Genomic DNA, 20,454 nt, shown 5'->3' with positions numbered 1-20,454 from the left:
TTACTAATGTAACGCTGCGAGCATGGAAACGCAGCGCAGTACGGCACCCCGGCGACGCGCGGACGCGGTCGACATCGGCATGCGGGTGTTCGCGGACCACGGCCTGACGACGGCGTCGGTGCAGAAGGTGGCCGACCGGATGGGTGTGTCACAGCCGTACGTTTTCCGGCTGTTCGGCAGCAAACGCGACCTGTTCCTGGCCTGCCTTGATGAGTTGGAGACCCGTGTCCGGCAGGTGTTCCGGCAGGCGGCGGCCGAGAATCCGGAGGACCCGCTGCCGGCGATGCGCGCCGACTTCCGGGCGCTGATCGCCGACGGCGTCGTCACCGGCCTGTGGTTGCAGGCCTGCGCGGCGGCCCGCTCAGACGAGGCGGTTGCCGCGCGCTGCCGGGCGGTGATCGCCGGGGTTCTCTACGAGGCCGAGCACTTGTCCACGGCGGGACCGCAGGAGTTGCGGGGCACGCTCGCGCTCGGCGCGTTGGTGGTGATGCTGCAGGCGTTGGGCATGGATCTGAGCGCGGGCAGCCAGGCCGCGATCGACTCCCTGCGGGGAGCGAGGGCGACGTCGTGAACCCGCTCCTGCCGCCCGTGGTGTATCGAGAGGAGTAGGGCAATGGACGTCTTCGGACCGGTAGCCGATCTGTACCAGACCGTCCGGCCGGGCTATCCGCGCGAGATCGCCGACGAGATCGTCGCCTACCACGGCGGCAGGCCAGCGTCCGTGGTCGAGATCGGCGCCGGAACCGGCAAGGGAACCGAAGTGCTCGATCGTATCGGCGCACCCATGACCTGCATCGAGCCCGATCCCCGAATGGCGGCGTTGCTGGCGGCGCGATTTCCCGAAGTTCGCATCCACGCCAGCACCTTCGAACGGTGGATGCCACCCGCCGGTGGGGTTGGCTTGCTGGCCTGCGCCATGGCTTGGCACTGGCTGGCCCCGGCCACCCGCAACGCGCACGCGCGCAGAGCACTCGCGCCGGGCGGCACACTGGCAATCTTCGGGAATCGCTACGACTACGCCGATCCCGGCCAAGGGGCGGCGATCCAATCCGCGCTGCACCGGATCGACCCCACCGTAGGGGAGCGGCCCGCGGACTGGGTCCACCAGGACGTCGTCGACCACGGGCAGTTCGTCAACGTCCGCAAGGAGGTCTACCGGCGCGATCTGCCACTTGACAAGGAACGCTATCTCGGGCTCCTGCGTACTTTCGGGCCGTACCTGTCCCGGTCGCCGGAGCAGCAGCAGCGGGGAATGACAGCCCTCGGCAAGCTGGTCGACGACTTCGGCGGCATCGTCGTACTCGACCTGCGCACCACGCTGGTGCTGGGTCGGGCTGGACGGCGGACACATGCTCGGTGACCGGTGGGGCGTCACCGAGAGCGAGATTTTGCGCGCCTATCCGTGCGACGACTTCGTCGTCTCACCCGTACTGCAGGCATGGCGAGGGGTACGGGTGAATGCGCCTGCCCCGGCGGTGTGGCCGTGGGTCGCCCAGGTAAGGCTGGCGCCGTACTCCTATGACTGGATCGACAATCTCGGCCGCCGCTCACCTCGGCATCTGGTCGGCCTCCCCGAGCCTCGGGTGGGAGAAGCGTTCTCCAGTGTCGGTGGGCGCAAGCGGGGCAGGATCCTCTCGGTCGCGCCCGGAACACAGCTGACGGGAAGGATCATGAACGCCTGCATGTCGTACGTCCTGGTGCCCGACGGGCACAACACCACGCGTCTGCTGCTCAAGGTCGTGATGCGGACGAACCGTGTGGTCGCGCTCGGGTTGTCCGTCGGGGACCTGGTCATGGCTCGACGGCAGCTACTCACCTTCAAGCAACTCGCCGAACGCGACGCAGGGTGAAGGATCGAGCGTCGCTCGCCGGCTGCTCGGCATGACATCTCCGGCCCTGCCGGTGTCGGATCGTCTGATCTCGGATCACGTGCGGGGAGGGCCGGCCCTTGCGGACCGACCCTCCCCTGGCGTCACCTGTCAGTACGTACCGAGGTCCTGCCACGGACCGTTGGGATCGCCCGGCTGCTGGTTCCGGGACCACCACTTGGCCTTCCAGGTGTGGCCGTTGTACGCGACCGTCTCGCCGCCGGTGTAGACCCAGGATGCGGTCCAGGACCGGACGCCGGCGCCGGCCGAGGGGACGAGGGCGCCCTGCTCGCTCCACGAGCCAGTCGCGGTGCTACCGGGCTTCTCGTTCTGCGTCCACCACTGGGCGATGTAGATCGCCCCGTTGTAGGACACCTGGTCGCCGTTGTTGTACGCCTTCTTCGCGTCCCAGGCCGGAACCGCCGGCTTCGGCGCGACCAGCGTGAAGGTCACGGTCGTGACGTTGCCCGCCACGTCGTACACCTTCAGCTCGTTCGCCCCGAGCACCGCCCCGAACACACCGGGCTTCACCCCGTTGAGATCGGAGTACGTGTTGTCGGCAAGGTCCTTCTCGACCCCGTTCAGGGTGAGCTTGTCAACCTTGTACTCGTCGGACAACTTGAACGACGCCACCTCGTACCCGGCCGCGGGCGTGCCGACCGTCTCGGTCGCGCCGTCCTTCACCGTCACCGTCGGGCTGGTGACATCCAGTACGAAGGTCAGCGTCGTGACGTTGCCTGCCACGTCGTACACCTTCAGCTCGTTGCTGCCCGCCTTGCCGCCGAACGTGCCCGGCTTGACCCCGTTGAGGTCGGAGTAGGTGTTGTCGGCGAGGTTCTTCTCGACCCCGTTCAGGGTGAGCTTGTCGACCTTGCCGGCGTCGGACAGCTTGAAGGAGACGTTGCTGTAGACCCCGTCCCTACCCTTCGACTCCGGCTTCACCGCGATCGCCGGAGCGGTCGTGTCGGGCCCCGCCGGGACGGAGATGTCGGTCCGCATCGCCGGCAGCTTTGCCTCGTCGCCCAGGTAGAAGCTGGCGAACCCGAACTGGTCGTAACCGGTGTTCTTGTTCGCAACCCCCATGCGGTACATCGGGTCGTGCATCAGCGTGCGGATGCCGTACGCCGTCGGCGAGAGGGTCGTGACGATGGCCAGACGGTTGTCCGAGGCGCGGAGCACGAGCTCCTCGCGCCAGTCGCCCATCAGGTCGGCCTTGAGGGTGGGGGTGCTCTTGTTGCCGGTCGACGTCAGGCCGGTCGCGAGATACGAGGAGGTCGCGAAGGTCAGGTCGTTGACCGTGCTGATGGTCGCGTTGCTCGCGGCCATGGCGGTCAGGCCGCCGCCGAACCAGATGGCGTACTGGCCGCTGCTCACGTTGCTGCTGCCGTTCAGGAGCTCGCCGGTGACCATGCTCCGGGCACCGTTCTGCGAGAATCCCTGCGCGCCCGGCCAGCGGTTGGAGAAGTTGCCGGCCACGGCGCCCTCGGCGTCGGTTCCGGCGTACACGCCGAAGACCATCGAGTTCTCGTGGACGATCTGGCCCTGGTCGTTGCGCCGCTGACCCTTCAACGGGTCGTGGGCCTCCGGGCCGGGCATCCACCCGAGCTGGTGGCCGGTACGGATGTCGTCCAGCAGGTTTTCCTCGCTGCCGGACCACATGCGGAACTCGTTGTCCTTGTCGACCGGAAGCAGCGCGCTACGGTCGCCGTGGCGGAGCGGGGCCCAGACGTTCAGCGGGTTGTTCCGTACGGCGTCGGTGGCGAACTCGAAGGTGTTGGCAACCGGAGGAACGCTGTTCTGCCCCTCGATCGTCGGCATGGTGTCGCCGTTGATCACCTCGGGCAGGATCTTGGTGCCGTCGGCGTTCAGGTCGAGAACCATGGCCTTCATGACGATCTCGTCCCGACCGTCGCCGTCGAGGTCGCCGGACTGGGTCTGGTGGTTGCCACGGTTCTGGTAGTCGTAGGCGCTGCCGCCCAGGGACCAGTACTGCGGGTCGGCCGAGTCGAAGCTGGCCTGGAGTTTGACCTTGCCGTCCACGATGGTGAAGGCGGCCATGGTCGTCCTGGCGTAGTAGCCACGCTGGGAGACCGCGTAGTTGTGCTTGCCGTCCAGAGCTGCCACGACACCGACGTAGCGGTTGGCGCGGTTGCCCTGCGCGTCACCCCACACGGCTGCCTTCCAGGGGTGTTCCAGCCAGTAGGCCTCCGAGGGGGCCATCATCTGCGACTTGTAGTCGGCAGGGCCGCTGCCCGCGCCGGGGCCGGGGAAGGCCAGGTACGAGAAGTTGCCGCGCTGGGTGGCGGGCGTCATGGCCCAGTTGTCACCGTCGACGCTGCCCTCGTAGCGGAACGGGTACGCGGCGCTGTCCACGAGCACGCCCTTGGCGGCGCCGGCGTCCCACTTGAATGCCGAGAAGAACTCCTGGTCATCCTTTGCCGGACCGATCGGGCCAACGTGGTAGGTCTTGATCCACCGCTTGAGAGCCGGATCGTTGGGTCCGTCGTTGCCGCCTCCGGCCACCGGGACGCGGTAGCTGATGGCGAAGCTGTTCAGGAGCGACCAGTAGGTGTCGAGTGCACCGGTGTTGCCGGTGGTGAAGTACTCCTTGAACTTGTCCGTGGTGGCGTTCAGTCCGTCCTGGCCGCCCACGACGCCCGAGTCCGGATACACGACGGACTGCGACGCCTCGTCCCAGTTGCCGACGCGGGTGCCCAGGGCGGTCTTGAGCATCAGCTCGGACTTGCCGTCACCGTCGAAGTCCTCGGCGAACAGGGTGGTCTCGTGGTCGTTGCCCGCCCGCACGTTGTAGCCCATGTCGACGCGGAACAGCAGGGTCCCGTCCAGCTTGTAGACGTCGATGTACTCCGGGGCGGTGGTGGTGTTGCTGCCGCCGAAGATCGGCTCGGAGTACATGGGGTCCTGCTGGGTGCTGCGCCACTTGACGACGATTTCGTACTCGCCGTCGCCGTCGAAGTCACCCACGGTCATGTCGTGCGTGGAGTAGGTGCTGCTCTGCGACGTGTAGACCGCGCCGGTGCTGGTCTTCGCGTAGGGAAGCGAGGTGCCGGCGTCGAGGTTCTCCACGTACTTGACGAACTCGGCTTCCAGCTCTTTGTACAGCGCTTCCGTGATCTTGCCGTTGACGAGGGAGTTCGTCAGCGGCCGAGCGGTGGTGTAGGTGGCGACCCCGAGCGCGTTGGGGGTCGTGTTGTGCTCGTTGAGCTTCGCGACCCAACCGTCGAGCTGCTCCTGGGTCACGGTCGTCTGGTCACCGTACGCCACCCGGAACCCGCGCAGGAGATCCATGTCGACGACGTACCAGTTCTGGTTTGCCGTGCCCGGGATGACCATGTTGGCCGCGTTCATGTTGGTGCCCGGGCCGAACCGCTGGTTGCGGTAGGTGAAGTGGGCGAGCGGGACGGGTGCCGGGGCGGGCTTGAGCGGGATGTAGCTCGCCGCACCCCGGTTGGCCTGGCCTGCCTGGCCGGCCAGGGCTGACAGCATGGGCACGCTCATGCCCTGCCTCGCGCCCTCGACGCCGCTTATGACCGGGGCGACCTCGTAGATGGAGGTGAGAACGCCGTCGGGGTCGGTGTAGTTCGAGGGGGTGACGTCCTCTTTCACGATGCCGGGGTTCGTGTCGTAGTCGCTCTCGGGCTGAACATCCCGGGGCGCGATCGTGGTGATCTTCACGAAGTCCGCATTGCCGTCTTTGCGGTAGAGGTTCCAGGAGATGCCGTCAGGTTCGTTGCCCAGGAAGCGCCAGCTCAGGAAGATGCCGTCGGCAGTCTGGGCGGCAACCAGGCCACGGGTCAGATACTCCATCTGCCGCGCACCGGACGCGGGGGCAGCGCTCGCCGCCGGAGGGGTGATACCGAACATGGGCAGGCTCACGGCCAGCACCAGGGGCAAGGGTACGAGTCTACGCAGTGTTTTTCGCACTTTTGTTCTCCATCTCGCATCGCCCTCCGTTGGGCAAGCGCTTTCCCGCATCCTGCCCCGTCCCGCTCCATCGCGCAAGATCCAACGTTCAGTTCGCGATCATGGGCCTCTCCGGGACCGCCACACACGGTGCGAGCTGGGCGTTAGTCGGCTTTCACACGATCTGCACGTGACGTCCGGACTGCTGTAGATGATCATGATGAGGCTGTTCCGCCGGTTCGCCTCTCTCGCCGAGGGCGCTGATCCGAAGACCATCGAGTCACCCGTGCTACCGCACGACGGCGAGGAGCCCGCCGCCGTCGGGTGACGGCGACGGGCTCGAAACGAAGGGTCAGTATCTGGGGAACGCACCCCACCGCTTGACGGCGTACGACTCGCCGTGCCGGCTGATTTCGAGTGCGGAATGGCCGCTGAAGTGTGCCGGCAGTACCAACGACCGGGTCTCGGCTGCCCAGTCGAGCAGGCGGCGTCGGGTGACCGCGGCCTGGGCGGGGTCCTCACAGAAGCAACTGCTGTGGGCGTGGTGGTGCAGCTGCAACGGGGTGTGGACGATGTCACCGGCGAACAGCGCCCGGTCGCCACCCGACCTCAGCTTGATCACAGCGTGGCCGGGCGTGTGCCCCGGCGCGGCTTCCAGCCGCAGATTGCCATCGATCGGGTAGCTGTCCTCCCACAGTCGCACCTGTCCGGCAGCGTGCACCGGGGCGATGCTGTCGTCGTACGCGTTCTCGTTGACGCTTCCCGGAATGCCGGGGTTGTTCGCGGGATTCCAGTGGTGGAAGTCGGCGGCGGGCATCAGGTAGGTGGCGTTCGGGAACGTCGGCAGCCACTGGCCGTCGACGAGCCGGGTGTTCCACCCGACGTGGTCCACGTGCAGATGCGTGTTGACCACCAGGTCGATGTCCTCGGGCTTGACCCCGGCCGCGGCGAGCCGTCCCAGGTAGGCCACCTGCTGCTGGTGCCACGGCGGCACCGCCGGCCGGTTCTTGTCGTTGCCGACGCCGGTGTCGATCAGGATGTTGCGGCCCTCACTGCGCAGCAGCCAGCTCTGCATGGCAACGTGCACCATGCCGTCGTCGGCGCCGAGATGGTCCGGGACCAGAAGGTCACGGTGCGCCCGCCACGCCTCGTCCGGCATGGCGGGAAAGAAGGCACCGGTCGGCATGATCGGGCCGTGCGTCTCCTCGACACGGATAACGGTGACGTCGCCGAGCTTGATCTCTTGCATGGGATTCTCCAGGGGAAACGGGGTCGGTGACGCGGCAAGGACGGCCAGCGCCATATTGGGTCGACGGCGGTGGTGTGGACGGCGCTGCGGGCGCGAAGGGTCCGGCGCTCCTTTCGGAGCACCTCGTTTCGGCCGGCGGGAAAGGCGCTATTCGCGCACGGAAAGGGGGTGTGGCGCGACGGTACGGGTGGTGACGGCGCTGTGCACGAGCAGGGTCATCGCCGCGTGCGACGCCGAGCCGGGCTCGGTGGTGGCGACAACGATCGCCTGGCCGTCCTCGGTCCGCAGGGTCTGCTGGGTCACCGAGATGACACCGACCAGCGGGTGGCGCATCTCGTAGACGGCGTCCCCACCGGCCTTGACCCGATGGTCGGCCCACATCGCGGCGAACTGCGGGTTCTTCACCGCCAGCTCCCCTACCAGCGCGGACATCAGCGAGTCGTCCGGATACTGCCCGGCGGCCATCCGCAGCGTCCCCACCACCGCCCGGGCCTTCGCAGACCAGTCCGCGTACAACTCGCGGGTGTGCGGGTCCAGGAACAGCAGCCGCGCCATGTTGGGACGTTGGTCCGGCCGTTGCGGGAGGTCCGGGTCCAGGTGGCCGGCGAACAGGGCATGCCCTGAGGTGTTCCAGGCCAGCACGTCGCTACGCCGGCCGAGCACCACCACGGGTACGTCACCCAGCGCCGCGACCAGTTGGTGTACGGCCGGGCTGACCCGCTCCGCTGCCGGGCGACGTGTCGGGTGCCGGCGGCGGGTCCCGACCGCAAGCTCGTGCAGGTGGCGGCGTTCTGCGTCGTCGAGCCGTAGTGCCCGGGCGAGGGCGTCCAGCACTTCGGGCGAGGCGTTGACGGCCTGGCCCTGCTCCAGCCGCGAATAGTACGAAGCGCTGACTCCGGCCAGCAGAGCCAGTTCCTCCCGGCGCAGCCCCCGGACCCGACGCCGGTCACCGTAGGTAGCCACGCCAATGTCCTCCGGCCGCAACTGAGAGCGTCGAGCCTGCAGGAATTCGCCGAGCTGTCGTTTCGCGTCCACGCCTCGAAGTATTGCGACCGTTCCCGGACCCAACCACATCCTGCCAGGGACAGGCACCGCGCCACGTTGGCCAATTCCGATTGGCGGCTACCGCGTGTGTCCGTGGTGAGCTGGGTGTGGGGCGGCGCCCCCAGGGCCTACGGTCCTTCGAAGGTCAGGTACGGCAGTGTCATGGTGTGGATCACCACCGGGGTCGCACTGGCGAAGTCGGTGCCGCCGTGCCACCGGACGCCGCTCGGGCAGAGACACTCCCACTTGACCTGCTGACCGCCGAGGACCATCGGGCGAACATGGTGGTTGGCGTCGTCGTCCTCCCCGAAGGCCACCGCCTCTCCGGTCGCCACGTTACGCATCACCAGGCGGAGCGGGCCCGGTGGCTCGTCCGGGATGCGCACCCCGACATATGTTCCGCTGGACAGACTGAAGAGGTACGGCTCCGTTGCGCCGATCGTCGCCGGCACCAGGTCGGCAAGCAACCGGTTGCCCACCTGCCCGCTCCACTGGTACGGGTGCTGGTCGGACTTGAACAGCAACGGCCACTCGTACGGGCCGAGCCAGTCGATGCGGAACGAGCCGTCGTCGGCGATCGGCGAATAGCGCAGGTCCCGTTGATTGTCCGGGGTCGGGCTGACTATGCCGACGGTGCCGTTCACGATCTGCCGCCCCGGGCCGGGGCGCCGTTGCCCGACGATGGTGGCCCGGTCATCCAGCTCGATCTTCGGCACCGGCTTCGTCTCGCCGGTGTCCAGCGTGATCCGCCGGGCGGTCTTCTGCGATCCTGTGCCACCGTCCGGGCCGACCCACTGGGCGCCGTACCGGCTGCCCGAGTCCGGCAACACGAACAGGTTGTACGCACCGGCCGCCGGCACCTCAACCCGAACACGGCCGTCAGCGTCGCTGCGGGCCGGACAGAGATCCGGCCAACTGAAGGTCAGCACCGGGGTGGCGAAGACACAGATGTTCCGCGCCGGAAGATCGGTGCCGTGTTGGACGAGCTTCGTCGTGATGGTTGCGCTGGTCGCGTCGCCGGCCTGCGCGGCGTATGCCGGGGTACCGACGGCCATCGCGACGATGAGTACCGGAGTGAGCACAAGCCCGAGCCGGCGCGGGAGGAATTTCTTCATCCTTGCTCCCCTGCGGTCGTTGGAGAGGGGTCCGGTCAGGGAATCCGCTCGACCTCGGGGTCCCTCGTGCAAGCACGCTAGCCGGTCGACCTGATCGTGCACAGTGGACGACCGGCCAGGTGATCAACGACCGGGCGTGAGCCGATCAGGTTGCTTCACGCATGGCGGATTTTGCTCGAGGTGGCCCCCAATCTCGAAACTCGTCCGATGAATCCACCAAGGTACCCACGGTTTGGCGGTGTCCATCCCGAGCGACGAGACCGAGTCATTGACATACGTCCGATGTTTCGGGAACATTATCGAGTCATTTCTATCTCTCGAATATCCACCGCCAGCAGCCCCCGGCACCGTGGATGGCGCGCGCGCAGGAGAGGACACCATGCGATCAGCATTCCGAGCAGGACTGTCGTTGCTCATGGCGATTGCCGCGACGGTCGTCGTCCCATCGGCACCGGCCGCCGCCGCTCCGGGCGACAACTACGTCGTCGATGACGCCTTGAGCGGATCACGTACCCGCTGGTTCGACGAGGCACGCTTCGGCATGTTCATCCACTTCGGCCCGTACGCCGTCTACCAGGGCCAGTACGGAACGTGTCGCGAGGTCGAATGGATCAAGCGGCAGTGCAACATCCCGTGGAGCGACTACGAGGCCAAGGCCGCCACCTTCAACCCTGCGTCCTTCGACGCGAACGCGATCGTGCAGATGGCCAAACAGGCAGGCCAGAAGTACATCGTGATCACCTCCAAGCACCACGACGGGTTCGCCATGTGGCCCACCGGCGTCAACCGATGGAACCTGCGCGACCACTCCGGCTTCTCCCGCGACCTCCTGCGCGAACTCAAGGACGCGGCGACCGCCAACGGCATCAAACTCGGTTTCTACTACTCGATCTGGGACTGGCACGAGCCGGATTTTGTCGCGAACTTCCCGGCGTACGTCACCAAGATGAAGGCACAACTGCAGGAACTCGTGACCAACTACGACCCCGCGCTGCTGTGGTTCGACGGCGAGTGGACCGAGACCAACCCCACCAACCCGTGGTCCGAGCAGAACGGCGAGGACCTGGAGCGGTTCGTACGCGGCATCTCACCCCAGATCATCACCAACAACCGGATCGGCAAGCGCCGCCCCGTCGACGGCGACTACGGCACCCCTGAGCAGGCTCTCGCCGGCTCCCCGCCATCGGCACAACTGCAGGAAACCTGCATGACCATCAACAACACCTGGGGATACGCGGCCTGGGACACCAACTTCAAGTCACCGACCCAACTCGTACGCGACCTGTCCAGCGTGACGAGCAACGGCGCCAACCTACTGCTCAACATCGGTCCTACCCCCACCGGGGCGGTCACGGCTGGGCAGTCCGGTGCCCTGAACGGCGTCGGAAACTGGATGACCACCAACGGCGCGGCCATCACCGGCGCCGGCTACACGGGTCTGGTCGCCCAGCCGTCCTGGGGCAAGGTCACCCGCAAGGGCAACAAGCTGTATCTCATCGTCAACAACTGGGCCACGACTCTGCACCTCAGCCAACGGTCGCCGTTCACGGTCACGGGTGCACGGGTGCTCGGCAGCGCCTCACCGGTGAGTGTGCGCGCCGCCGGTGACGGCTACGACTTCCTGCCGAGCGGCGGCGCCACCAACGCCATCGCCACCGTCATCGAGGCCGACATCAGTACCCCCACGCCCGCGGCGGTCGGCACCGGCTCCGGGCTCAAGGCGGAGTTCTGGAACAACACCACATTCACCGGTACGCCAGCGGTCACCCGTACGGATCCGACCGTCAACTACGCATGGCGTTTCAGCGGCTCCCCCGCCCCCTCGATCGGCACCGACAACTTCGCCAGCCGCTGGACCGGCTCGATCGAGGCGCGGTACTCCGAGCGGTACACCTTCACCGCCGTGTCGGACGACACGGTCCGGCTCTGGATCGACGGGCAACTCGTCATCGACAACGCCACGCCCCACGCACCAGCCGTCGACCAGGGCAGCGTCACACTCACCGCCGGCCGTCACGACATCCGCCTGGAACAGACCGACCAGGGCGGCTCGGCATACATGAAGCTCATCTGGAGCAGCCCCAACACACCCGCCCAGATCGTGCCCCGGTCGCAGCTCTATCCGAGCACCGGCACGGTCCAGCGGCTCAACGACAACGTGGCGACCTACAGCACCGGCTGGGCGGTCAGCAGCAGCCGCGGCCTCGGCGACTACAACGACGACGTGCACTACACGACCAGCAACGGCGGGTCCTTCACCTACACGTTCAACGGCACCGGCATCGACTACCTGTCGGAGCGCTACTCCGACCAGGGCCTGGTGGACATCTACCTCGACGGTGTCCTGCGAGCCACGGTCGACACGAGCAGCAGCACCCGTTTGGCGCAACAGGTCATCTACAGCGTCCGCGGACTACCCCAGGGTTCGCACACCCTGCGCGGCGTCAAACGATCGGGAACGTACATGCTCGTGGATCGCTTCGACGTAGTCGCCTCGTAGCGCGGTGGGCCGGCGGGGTTCAGGCCCCGCCGGCCCACGGCCGGAGCGACCGGGACCGACCGACCGGACCTCGCGGGCCATACCCCCGACCACCAGATTCCGCGAGACAGGACCTGGTGCACAAGGTCTGCTGTCCCGGTCGGCGTCTGCCCGTTGGTTCCGCCCGAGAGAATCACCGGAAAGGCGATCTGGACCTGCTCCGCGCATTAGGCTCGAACCCGGACTTGAGCTGCTTCGCCGGGGCGTCGGGCCACAGCCCCGGCAGTCTCGATTCATTTCCAAGCCGGGGTTCTCGGCCGGAGGACCGTAGCGAGACCGATCTGTCCAACGGAACCGTGGATGCGGGGGAGACGCGGATGTCGGATGAGCGATCCGTGCCGGGTGAGGCCGCGGGCGGTGGAAAGCGGCGGGGCGGACATCTGTACCTGCAGACCAACGAGACCGCCAACGCTGTCATCCACTATGTCCGATCTCCCAATGGCGAGATCAGCGAGGTGGACAGGACTCTCACGGGCGGTGCCGGCTCCGGGCCCTTCAAACCGATCAGCGGCCAGCCCAGCGCACCGAACGCGTTCGAGGGCGCGGCCAGCGTCATCCTGACCCCGGATCTACGGTTCCTGTTCGCCACCAACGGCGGCGACAATTCCGTCTCCAGTTTCGGTGTCGGCGCGGATGGCAGTCTCACGCTGCTGGATGTCAAGCCGACCGGCAACGCGGTGACCGGACGGAGTGGTACCGCCAAGTCCCTGGCCTATTCCCCGTCGAGCGGCACCTTGTTCGTTCTGCACGCGTTCGGGCCGGATCATCTGCGGCTGATGTCGGTCGACGACAACGGTAAGCTGGCGGTGCGCCTGGAACGCTACTCGGTGAATACGTCGGACAAAGCCGATCGCGTGGCCACCATGGTCAAGCTTGCGCCGGAGGGCCGGTTCCTCTTCGTCGGCACCACGTTCGACCAGCCACCCACCGCGAATCCGGACGGCTCGGCGATCCTCTGGGTACGAGGACCGGACGGTGCTCCGAAGTCGATCGCCTCGAACGAACCGGACCCGGACGGACTGGTCACCTTTCCCGTGACCGGGGACGGCACGCTCGGCGCGCCGTCGTTCCACGACGCGAACGGCGGCTCCCCTTTCTATATCGCCTTCTTGCAGAGCAGGCCGGACACCTTCATCGTCGGAGAGGCGGTCGGCGACGGGGTCGCCATGGGCAGCATCGACTCGGCCGGGCGGGTCGACATCGGTCCGGTCGTGGAGATCGACACGAGCGCGGGGAAGCCCTCCGAGCTCTGCTGGCTGGCGATCTCGCCGGACGACCGAATGGTGTTCGCCACGAACTTCGGCTACAGCAACATCAGCAGCTTCCACATCGACGGCACCGAACTCTCCATCGCGCGGGACCCCGCCTGCCCGAGGGTTCCCGGCGACGGCACCTTCAGGGCGCTCAACGGCACCGTGAGCAGCGGTCCGAGTGACAACTGGATCACGCCGGACGGCGCGTACCTCTACCAGATCTACGGGAACGCCGCCAAGCTGGTCGGCTATGCCGTCCAACCCGACGGCGCCCTCCATCCGGTCTCCAGCGCGAGCATCCCGTACAACAGCCCGCAGGGTCTGGCCGGCATCTGATCCGGTCCACTCGACTCTTCGCGCCACCCGCTCGGCGAATCTCGAGGGGGATTTACCGCTATTAGCCCCTCATGGCCGGTTTGGCGGCTTATCGTGGGACGAACCCACTCCCCCACCGTGCCCCGTCATCGCCACGTGGCAATCGGCCCCGAAAGGACGGGCGACATGTACCTGACTCCGCGGGAGTTGGACAAGCTGACCATTCTTTCCATGGCCCAGATCGCCACGGCACGCAAGAACAGGGGCCTCAAGCTCAATCACCCGGAGGCGGTCGCCATCGTCGCCGCCGCAGCCCTGGAAGGCGCCCGGGAGGGCAAGACCCTCGAGGAGGTGCTGCATGACGCGAGCAACGTCCTCACCAAGAGCGACGTCATGGAGGGGGTGGCCGACCTGGTGCCGATGATCCAGGTCGAAGCGGTGTTCACCGACGGCAGCCGCCTCGTCAGCGTACATTCGCCCATCCGGTAGCAGGACGAGCCGCCCGACCCGAATGCGAGGCAGAAGTGCCGGACCCCCAGGGCCAACCCGGCCCCGATCCCGAAGGACCGGGACCGGTGGGCGGTTACGTCCTCTCGAGCGCGCCGGTGGAGCTGAACGCCGGGCGCCCGACCCTCCGAATCGAGGTGTGCAACACCGGGGACCGCCCGATCCAGGTGGGCTCGCACTTCCACTTCTACGAGACGAATCGTTGCCTCACCTTCGACCGCGAGGCAACCTTCGGCTGGCGTCTGGACATACCAGCCGCCACCTCGGTCCGTTTCGAGCCAGGTGACAAGAAGACGGTCCAGCTCGTCCCGTACGGGGGACGACAGCGGGTGTACGGCTTCAACGGCCTGGTGAACGGTTGGACCGGCGGCGGTCCGGCCGGGTATCAGCCCGCGCGGGCAGAGGCGATGGTTCGCGCCCGGATCCGGGGCTTCGGGTCGGACGGCACCCACGATGAGCGGTAGGCCGGATCGACGGGACGCCGACAGCGGGCCCGGGAGCAGGCGATGAGTCAGATATCCAGGCAGGAGTACGCCGGACTGTACGGGCCGACGACCGGAGACAAGATCCGGTTGGGCGACACGGAACTCTACATCGAGATCGAGAAGGACCTGCGCAGCCTCGGCGACGAGGCCGTGTACGGCGGGGGGAAGACCCTGCGGGACGGCATGGGCGCGAACGCCGAGCTGACCAACGCCAACGGGGCATTGGACCTGGTCATAACGAACGTGACCATCCTCGACGCGCAGGTCGGCGTGGTGAAGGCCGACGTGGGGATCAAGGACGGAAGGATCGTCGGGATCGGCAAGGCCGGCAACCCCGACATCATGAACGGTGTCAGTCCCAGCCTGGTGATCGGAACGGGCACCGACGCCATAGCCGGCGAGCACCTCATCCTGACCGCCGGCGGCATCGACTCGCACGCCCACCTGATCGCGCCGCAGCAGGCGTACGCCGCGCTCAGTAACGGCATCACCACCATCTGGGGTGGAGGCACCGGCCCGACCGACAGCTCGAACGGCGTGAACTGCACCCCGGGCCCCTGGAACCTGCACGCCATGATGCGCGCGTTCGAGGGCATTCCGATCAACATCGGGCTCCTGGCCAAGGGCAGCAGTTCCGGCGCGGGTCCGCTGGAGGAGCAGGCGCTCGCGGGTGCCGCCGGTTACAAGATCCACGAGGACTGGGGTGCGACGCCGGAGGCGATCCGTACGGTGCTGGCGGCGGCCGAGCGGTTCGACGTCCAGGTCGCCATCCACACGGACACGTTCAACGAGAGCGGCTACATCGAGGACAGCATCGCCGCGTTCGAGGGTCGAACCATCCACACGTACCACACCGAGGGTGCCGGTGGCGGCCATGCGCCGGACATCATCAAGGTGGCCGGCGAGATGAACTGCCTGCCGAGTTCCACCACGCCCACCAACCCCTACGGGGTGAACAGCCAGGCAGAGCTGTTCGACATGACGATGGTGACCCACAACTTCAACCCGAAGGTCCCGTCCGACGTGGCGCTCGTGGAGAGCCGGGTCCGCCCGGAGACGATCGCCGCCGAGGACGTCCTGCACGATCTGGGCGTCATCTCGATGATGTCCAGCGACTCCCAGGCGATGGGCCGGATCGGGGAGAACTGGCTGCGGATCATGCAACTGGCCAGCGTCATGAAGGTGGCCCGCGGCAAGCTCGCGGAGGACTCACCGGACAACGACAACTTCCGGGTGCTCCGGTACGTGGCGAAGATAACCATCAATCCCGCGATCACCCAGGGTATCGCCGACGTACTCGGGTCCATCGCGCCCGGCAAGATCGCCGACCTGGTGCTGTGGGAGCCGGCCTTCTTCGGCGCCAAGCCGAAAATGATCATCAAGAACGGCCAGATCCTCTGGTCGATCATGGGCGATCCCAACGCCTCCATACCCACCCCGCAGCCCGTCCTCTACCGACCGATGTTCGGCGCGTACGGCACGGCGCTGAGTGAGAACTGCGTGACCTTCCTGTCGAAGGCGGGTTACGAGGCCGGCGTCGGAGAGAAACTCGGCCTACGCCGTCAGGTCCTGCCCGTACGCGGAACGCGGGGTCTGACCAAGCTCGACATGGTACGCAATGACGTCCTGCCGCGGATCGAGGTGGACCCGGAGACCTTCGCGGTGAAGGTCGACGGCGTACATGCCACCGTCCCACCGGCCAGGAACCTCCCGCTCAGCCAGCTGTACTTCTTCAGCTGACGGCCGGCGCAGGCAACAGAGGAGTTCGACGTGCTCGTGGAATCGGTGCTGGGCAATGCGAGCGACCCCGGATGGAAGATCCGGCTCGACGCGGCCCGGGTGGACGACCTCCTGCTCGACCAGTGGGAGGCGCAGAAGAACCGGCTGCGCAAGCGCACCGTGGACGGCGACGAGGTGGCGCTTTCCCTGGGGCGGGGGCACCGGCTCCGCGACGGCGACATCCTCCGCTGGGACGAGACGACGCGGACCGCGGTCGTGGCCCGGATCCAGCTCGGCGAGGTGATGGTCATCGACCTGAGCGGGCTGGGCAAGGAACCGGCAGAGCTGGGACTGCGCGCCGCGATCGAGCTCGGCCATGCCATCGGCAACCAGCACTGGCCGGCGGTGGTGAAGGACAACAGGATGTACGTCCCGCTCACCGTCGACCGGAAGGTGATGGACTCGGTGATGCGGACCCACGACCTCACCGGCATCTCCCACGATTTCGTTCCCGGCACCGAGGTCATCGCCTACCTCGCCCCACACGAGTCCCGCCGGCTCTTCGGCGGCGCCGGCTCGACCCCGCACTCACACGCTCCCCAACCCGTCGACTGATGGAGCCGCCCGCGTCGACGATCCCGGCGACCCTGAAGATCCTCCAGTTCGGGGACTCAATGTTCCCCGTCGGCGCCTTCTCCTTCTCCGGCGGGCTGGAGATGGCGGTGCAACAGGGCGTGGTCCGGGACCGCGCGGGGCTGGAGGAGTTCACCCGTACCCTGGTCCACCTCGCCGCCACCGGCGACGGCGTGGCGGTTCTCGCCGGGCACCGCGCCGCCGCCCTGGGCGACCTGGACCGGATCCGCCAGGCGGACGAGGCGGTGCACGTCCGCAAGCTCTCCGAAGAGACCAGGACCATGACCGTACGGATGGGTCGCAAGCTGGCGCAGGCGGCGGCACACGTCGTCGGGGACTCGATGCTGGACAAGCGGCTCCGGGACGCGGCCACCGATCCGGTCCCCGTGACCTACCCCGTCGCGCTCGGGGCGCTCTTCGCCGCCCTCGAACTCACCGAGGAGGACGCCTTCGCCACGCACCAGTACGGGGTCGCGGTGATGGTGCTCAGCGCCGCCGTACGGCTGATGCGGGTCGACCACCTCGACACCCAGGCGATCCTCTACCGGGTCAACGCGACCGCCGCCGACGAGTACCAGCGGGTGAGGGCGGCGGGTCTCGACGACATGTCCACCTTCGGGCCCGTGATCGACGTGCTGGCGGCGGCCCACGTCCACGCGCACGTCCGCATGTTCATGAACTGACAGCAGAGTTTCGGGAGTGGGTATGAAAACGGTCAGCCGGATTGGTGTCGGAGGCCCGGTCGGCAGCGGCAAGACGGCGATCATCGAGGCGGTCGTCCCCAGGTTCGTCGCCGACGGGCTACGGGTGCTCGTGGTGACCAACGACGTCGTCACCACCGAGGACGCCAAGCACGTACGGCGGGCACTCACCGGAGTGCTGGTGGCGGAGCGGATCATCGGTGTGGAAACAGGGGCGTGCCCGCACACCGCGGTCCGGGAAGACCCGAGCATGAACCTGGCCGCCGTGGAAGACATGGAGGAACGGTTCCCGGACAGCGACCTGCTGCTCATCGAGAGCGGGGGCGACAACCTGACCCTCACCTTCAGCCCCGCCCTGGTGGACTACTTCATCTACGTCATCGACGTCGCCGCGGGCGACAAGATCCCGCGCAAGAACGGTCCGGGCATCTCCCAGTCCGACATCCTCGTGGTCAACAAGATTGACCTCGCACCGTACGTCGACGCCGACCTCGACCTGATGGCCCGCGACGCGGCCGACATGCGCAACGGGAAGCCGGTCGTCTTCACCAACTGCAGGACCGGCGCGGGTATCGACGAGCTGATCTCACTCATCCGACACAACGCCCTTTTCGATCTTGCGCAGCCGATCGACCCCGACGCACCGCAGGCCCGTCAACCAGCCGCCGCGCTGGACGTACCCGCATGATCTCGGTTGACGACGCGCCCGAACTCGCGCCCTACCTCGACGAGCCGGCCCAGCTACCCAGCGGCGCACCGGGCAAGGTCGGCCTGCTGCGCCTGGCGTTCGAACACCGGGACCGGCGGACGGTGCTGGCCGACCTGTTCAGGCAGGCCCCCCTGCTCGCTCAACAGGCGTTGTACTGGGACACCGCGATGCCCGAGATGGCGTGCGTCTTCATCATCACCACCTCCGGCGGGATGCTCCAGGGCGATCGGCAGCGGATCGACGTGTCGCTCGGCGTCAACGCCCGCGCCCACCTCACCACTCAGGCGGCAAACAAGATCCAACAGATGGACGCGAACCACGCCGCCCAGATCCAGCAGATCACCCTCGCCGACAACGCCTACCTGGAATACCTCCCCGAGCCCGTCATCCCCTACCGGAACAGCCGGTTCATCACCCGTACGGGCGTCACGCTGCCGGAATCCGCCACCCTGCTCTACACCGAAATTCTGTTGCCCGGCCGGAAGTACCACCGAGACGGGGAGATTTTCCAGTACGACCTCTTCTCCTCGACCGTCCGGGCCGCCCGACCCGGCGGCCCGGACCTGTTCGTCGAGAAGTTCGTCGTCGAGCCCGCCTCGTTCGGAGTGGCCCGGTCCGGCGTACTCGACGACTTCCACGTCTTCGGCAACGTCGTCCTGCTGACCTCGCCCGAGCGCGCCACCAGGGTGTACGAACGGACTCCTCCGATGTGGGACCACGGCACCCCGCTAATCGCGGGAGTCAGCCGGCTACCGAACGGCGTCGGCCTGATCTACAAGGTGCTCGGCCGGGAGACGGAACCGGTGCGGGCCCAGGTGCGCGAATTCTGCGGCACAGCACGCATGGAGACCGTCGGCCGGGCCGTTCCGCCGGCCTTCGGATGGCGCTGACAAAAGCCGCACGTCACAGCTGTTCTCCGAGGCGGGGCAGACCCTCCTGCTGTTCCTGGCGCTCTGGCTGGTGTGGTCGTTCACCGCGCTGATCACCAGCCGACTGGACCCGGACCGGCCGAGATCCAGTTCCTCGTCATCGCAAGCATGTTGGGCGCCATGGTGATGTCCGTCGCCGTTCCCCGGGGCTTCAACGAGCACGCGGTCGTGTTAGCCGGGGCATACGTGGCGGTCCAACTCGGCCGGTCGGTGTTCCTTGCGATGGTCCACCGGCCGGAGCGGATCGTCTCCCTGCGGGTGATCTTCTGGCTCGGTACGAGCGGAATGCTCTGGCTGCTCGGCGGCGTGACCGCGAGCCACGGCGTACGCGGCGTGCTGTGGACCCTGTCGGTCGGGCTCGACTTCGCCGGTGCGGCGTTCGGCTGGCCGACCCCCAGACTCGGCCGAGCCCGCGTCGCCGAGTGGTCGATCGCCGGGGAACACCTGGCCGAGCGGTACCTCGCTCGTGGCCGTAGTCAACGGAAGAAGAGGCTCGGGTCAGCCTGGGGCAAGAAGGCAGAACTCGTTACCTTCCGGGTCGGCGAGGACCGTCCACGGGACGTCGTCTTGACCTAGGTCGATGGAGGTGGCGCCGAGATTCCGCAGCCTGGCCGCCTCGGCCTCCGGGTCGTCACTCGGGTATGGACGGACGTCGAGATGGACGCGGTTCCACCCGGTCTTCGCGTCGGGTGTGCGAAGGAACTGCAGATATGGGCCGACGCCCTTGGCGGAGCGCAGTACCGCGTCGTGATCGGTCACCTCGTGCAGGGTCCAGTCCATGGCACTGCCCCAGAAGCGGGCCATCGCCCGCGGATCCGCGCAGTCGACCACCACCGCGGCTATCGGCCCGGTGTCCCGGTAGAGCGGTCGGGGGTCCAGCACACAGAACTCGTTGCCCTCCGGGTCGGCCATGACCGTCCATGGGACGTCGCCCTGGCCTACGTCGGCGGGTGTCGCGCCGAGATCCTTCAGCCGCGTGACCACCTCCGCCTGCTGGGCTGCCGAGGTGGTGGCGAGGTCGACGTGCACGCGGTTCTTCACCGTCTTGGGTTCCGGGGAGACGACCAGGTCGAGGCAGACGGCAACGGGGTCGGGGTAGACGAAGCCCTCGGGTTCGAGGTTGGTCACGCCGGGTCCCTCGCTGGAGACTTCCCAACCGAGCGCCGCCGCCCAGAAAGCGCCCAACGCGGAGTCGTCCCGAGCCTTCATGTTGACCTGAACAAGCCGCGTTGCCATGCCGGCGATGCTACCGAGTCGAAAGGTTGAAGTTCGGGTCGTCACGGTCGTTCGGGGTCGAGGGTCATGCCGGTGTCGGCGAGGAGGTCGGTCCGTTGCTGGCGGGCTCGCAGCCGTTGTCTGACCAGGTGCCGTCTGGCCGGATGTGGCGAGCGGGATTCCCGGTGTGTTCGTCGGCGCGAGCAGGGCCCTGCTTGCCGGTGGTCCGGCGCCGGCGTTGCCCAGCCA

18 protein-coding genes are annotated in these 20,454 nt (G+C 67.3%); 13 read left to right on the top strand and 5 right to left on the bottom strand.

What is annotated here, in order from left to right; all coding sequences use genetic code 11:
• The first annotated feature begins 22 nt into the window (after positions 1-22).
• Genes ACWEFB_RS16325 through ACWEFB_RS16315 form a run of 3 tightly spaced genes read left to right on the top strand, consistent with a single transcriptional unit; the run spans position 23 to position 1,850 of the window.
• On the top strand, positions 23-571 hold the full coding sequence (locus tag ACWEFB_RS16325) for a TetR/AcrR family transcriptional regulator (RefSeq protein WP_452286152.1): 549 nt from the start codon (positions 23-25) through the stop codon (positions 569-571).
• Between the two features lie 42 nt (positions 572-613).
• Complete coding sequence (locus ACWEFB_RS16320) at positions 614-1,360, top strand: class I SAM-dependent methyltransferase (RefSeq protein ID WP_452286150.1); 747 nt, start codon at positions 614-616, stop codon at positions 1,358-1,360.
• A complete protein-coding gene (locus tag ACWEFB_RS16315) occupies positions 1,350-1,850 on the top strand; it encodes a polyketide cyclase (protein WP_452286148.1) in 501 nt (166 codons plus the stop codon). The genes ACWEFB_RS16320 and ACWEFB_RS16315 overlap by 11 nt, the downstream gene beginning before the upstream one ends.
• A 129-nt stretch (positions 1,851-1,979) precedes the next feature.
• On the opposite strand, the gene ACWEFB_RS16310 is transcribed toward ACWEFB_RS16315, so the two are convergent.
• From ACWEFB_RS16310 to ACWEFB_RS16295, 4 genes are all read right to left on the bottom strand, one after another.
• The gene (locus ACWEFB_RS16310) at positions 1,980-5,774 is read right to left on the bottom strand and encodes a rhamnogalacturonan lyase family protein (protein WP_452286427.1); all 3,795 of its coding nucleotides are present in this window, start codon (positions 5,772-5,774) and stop codon (positions 1,980-1,982) included.
• A gap of 370 nt (positions 5,775-6,144) precedes the next feature.
• Complete coding sequence (locus tag ACWEFB_RS16305; RefSeq protein WP_452286146.1) at positions 6,145-7,041, bottom strand: MBL fold metallo-hydrolase; 897 nt, start codon at positions 7,039-7,041, stop codon at positions 6,145-6,147.
• A 147-nt stretch (positions 7,042-7,188) separates the two neighbouring features.
• Positions 7,189-8,115 carry a helix-turn-helix transcriptional regulator gene (locus ACWEFB_RS16300; RefSeq protein WP_452286425.1) on the bottom strand — a complete coding sequence of 309 codons (927 nt, stop codon included), beginning with the start codon at positions 8,113-8,115 and terminating at the stop codon, positions 7,189-7,191.
• A gap of 98 nt (positions 8,116-8,213) precedes the next feature.
• Positions 8,214-9,200 (bottom strand): hypothetical protein, encoded by a 987-nt coding sequence (locus ACWEFB_RS16295; protein ID WP_452286144.1) that lies wholly within the window; start codon positions 9,198-9,200, stop codon positions 8,214-8,216.
• Between the two features lie 415 nt (positions 9,201-9,615).
• Between ACWEFB_RS16295 and ACWEFB_RS16290 the strand changes: the two genes are divergently transcribed.
• From ACWEFB_RS16290 to ACWEFB_RS16245, 10 genes are all read left to right on the top strand, one after another.
• On the top strand, positions 9,616-11,700 hold the full coding sequence (locus ACWEFB_RS16290; protein WP_452286142.1) for an alpha-L-fucosidase: 2,085 nt from the start codon (positions 9,616-9,618) through the stop codon (positions 11,698-11,700).
• A gap of 335 nt (positions 11,701-12,035) precedes the next feature.
• Positions 12,036-13,328, top strand: a complete 1,293-nt coding sequence (locus tag ACWEFB_RS16285) for a beta-propeller fold lactonase family protein (RefSeq protein ID WP_452286140.1) — start codon at positions 12,036-12,038, stop codon at positions 13,326-13,328.
• Positions 13,329-13,493: 165 nt separating this feature from the next.
• Positions 13,494-13,796, top strand: coding sequence for an urease subunit gamma (locus ACWEFB_RS16280; RefSeq protein WP_452286138.1), 303 nt, complete (start codon positions 13,494-13,496; stop codon positions 13,794-13,796).
• 86 nt (positions 13,797-13,882) lie between these two features.
• A complete protein-coding gene (ureB, locus tag ACWEFB_RS16275; protein WP_452286136.1) occupies positions 13,883-14,278 on the top strand; it encodes an urease subunit beta in 396 nt (131 codons plus the stop codon).
• Positions 14,279-14,320: 42 nt separating this feature from the next.
• Positions 14,321-16,039, top strand: a complete 1,719-nt coding sequence (locus ACWEFB_RS16270) for an urease subunit alpha (RefSeq protein ID WP_452286134.1) — start codon at positions 14,321-14,323, stop codon at positions 16,037-16,039.
• A gap of 30 nt (positions 16,040-16,069) precedes the next feature.
• Positions 16,070-16,633, top strand: a complete 564-nt coding sequence (gene ureE / locus ACWEFB_RS16265; RefSeq protein WP_452286132.1) for an urease accessory protein UreE — start codon at positions 16,070-16,072, stop codon at positions 16,631-16,633.
• Positions 16,633-17,334 carry an urease accessory protein UreF gene (locus ACWEFB_RS16260; protein WP_452286130.1) on the top strand — a complete coding sequence of 234 codons (702 nt, stop codon included), beginning with the start codon at positions 16,633-16,635 and terminating at the stop codon, positions 17,332-17,334. The genes ureE and ACWEFB_RS16260 overlap by 1 nt, the downstream gene beginning before the upstream one ends.
• 22 nt (positions 17,335-17,356) lie before the next feature.
• Entirely contained in the window at positions 17,357-18,040 is a 684-nt protein-coding gene (ureG, locus tag ACWEFB_RS16255; RefSeq protein WP_452286128.1) for an urease accessory protein UreG, read from the top strand.
• Positions 18,037-18,951: an urease accessory protein UreD gene (locus ACWEFB_RS16250; RefSeq protein ID WP_452286126.1), complete on the top strand. Its 915-nt coding sequence runs from the start codon at positions 18,037-18,039 to the stop codon at positions 18,949-18,951. Before ureG ends, ACWEFB_RS16250 begins: the two co-directional genes overlap by 4 nt.
• 72 nt (positions 18,952-19,023) lie before the next feature.
• Complete coding sequence (locus ACWEFB_RS16245) at positions 19,024-19,566, top strand: low temperature requirement protein A (RefSeq protein WP_452286124.1); 543 nt, start codon at positions 19,024-19,026, stop codon at positions 19,564-19,566.
• Here the strand turns inward: ACWEFB_RS16245 and ACWEFB_RS16240 are convergent.
• On the bottom strand, positions 19,489-20,226 hold the full coding sequence (locus ACWEFB_RS16240) for a VOC family protein (protein ID WP_452286123.1): 738 nt from the start codon (positions 20,224-20,226) through the stop codon (positions 19,489-19,491). The genes ACWEFB_RS16245 and ACWEFB_RS16240 overlap by 78 nt on opposite strands.
• Between the last annotated feature and the right edge of the window lie 228 nt (positions 20,227-20,454).

The organism is Micromonospora sp. NPDC004704 (assembly GCF_053601675.1).
Note: the sequence above shows the minus strand (reverse complement) of the source record. Positions and strands in the feature narration are given on the sequence as shown.

Bases quoted from the DNA above. Each gene is read 5' to 3' on its own strand.
- ACWEFB_RS16325 (WP_452286152.1), top strand. From the start codon at position 23: ATGGAAACGCAGCGCAGTACGGCACCCCGGCGACGCGCGGACGCGGTC.
- ACWEFB_RS16320 (WP_452286150.1), top strand. From the start codon at position 614: ATGGACGTCTTCGGACCGGTAGCCGATCTGTACCAGACCGTCCGGCCG.
- ACWEFB_RS16315 (WP_452286148.1), top strand. From the start codon at position 1,350: ATGCTCGGTGACCGGTGGGGCGTCACCGAGAGCGAGATTTTGCGCGCC.
- ACWEFB_RS16305 (WP_452286146.1), bottom strand. From the start codon at position 7,041: ATGCAAGAGATCAAGCTCGGCGACGTCACCGTTATCCGTGTCGAGGAG.
- ACWEFB_RS16300 (WP_452286425.1), bottom strand. From the start codon at position 8,115: ATGTGGTTGGGTCCGGGAACGGTCGCAATACTTCGAGGCGTGGACGCG.
- ACWEFB_RS16295 (WP_452286144.1), bottom strand. From the start codon at position 9,200: ATGAAGAAATTCCTCCCGCGCCGGCTCGGGCTTGTGCTCACTCCGGTA.
- ACWEFB_RS16290 (WP_452286142.1), top strand. From the start codon at position 9,616: ATGGCGATTGCCGCGACGGTCGTCGTCCCATCGGCACCGGCCGCCGCC.
- ACWEFB_RS16280 (WP_452286138.1), top strand. From the start codon at position 13,494: ATGTACCTGACTCCGCGGGAGTTGGACAAGCTGACCATTCTTTCCATG.
- ACWEFB_RS16270 (WP_452286134.1), top strand. From the start codon at position 14,321: ATGAGTCAGATATCCAGGCAGGAGTACGCCGGACTGTACGGGCCGACG.
- ACWEFB_RS16260 (WP_452286130.1), top strand. From the start codon at position 16,633: ATGGAGCCGCCCGCGTCGACGATCCCGGCGACCCTGAAGATCCTCCAG.
- ureG (WP_452286128.1), top strand. From the start codon at position 17,357: ATGAAAACGGTCAGCCGGATTGGTGTCGGAGGCCCGGTCGGCAGCGGC.
- ACWEFB_RS16250 (WP_452286126.1), top strand. From the start codon at position 18,037: ATGATCTCGGTTGACGACGCGCCCGAACTCGCGCCCTACCTCGACGAG.
- ACWEFB_RS16240 (WP_452286123.1), bottom strand. From the start codon at position 20,226: ATGGCAACGCGGCTTGTTCAGGTCAACATGAAGGCTCGGGACGACTCC.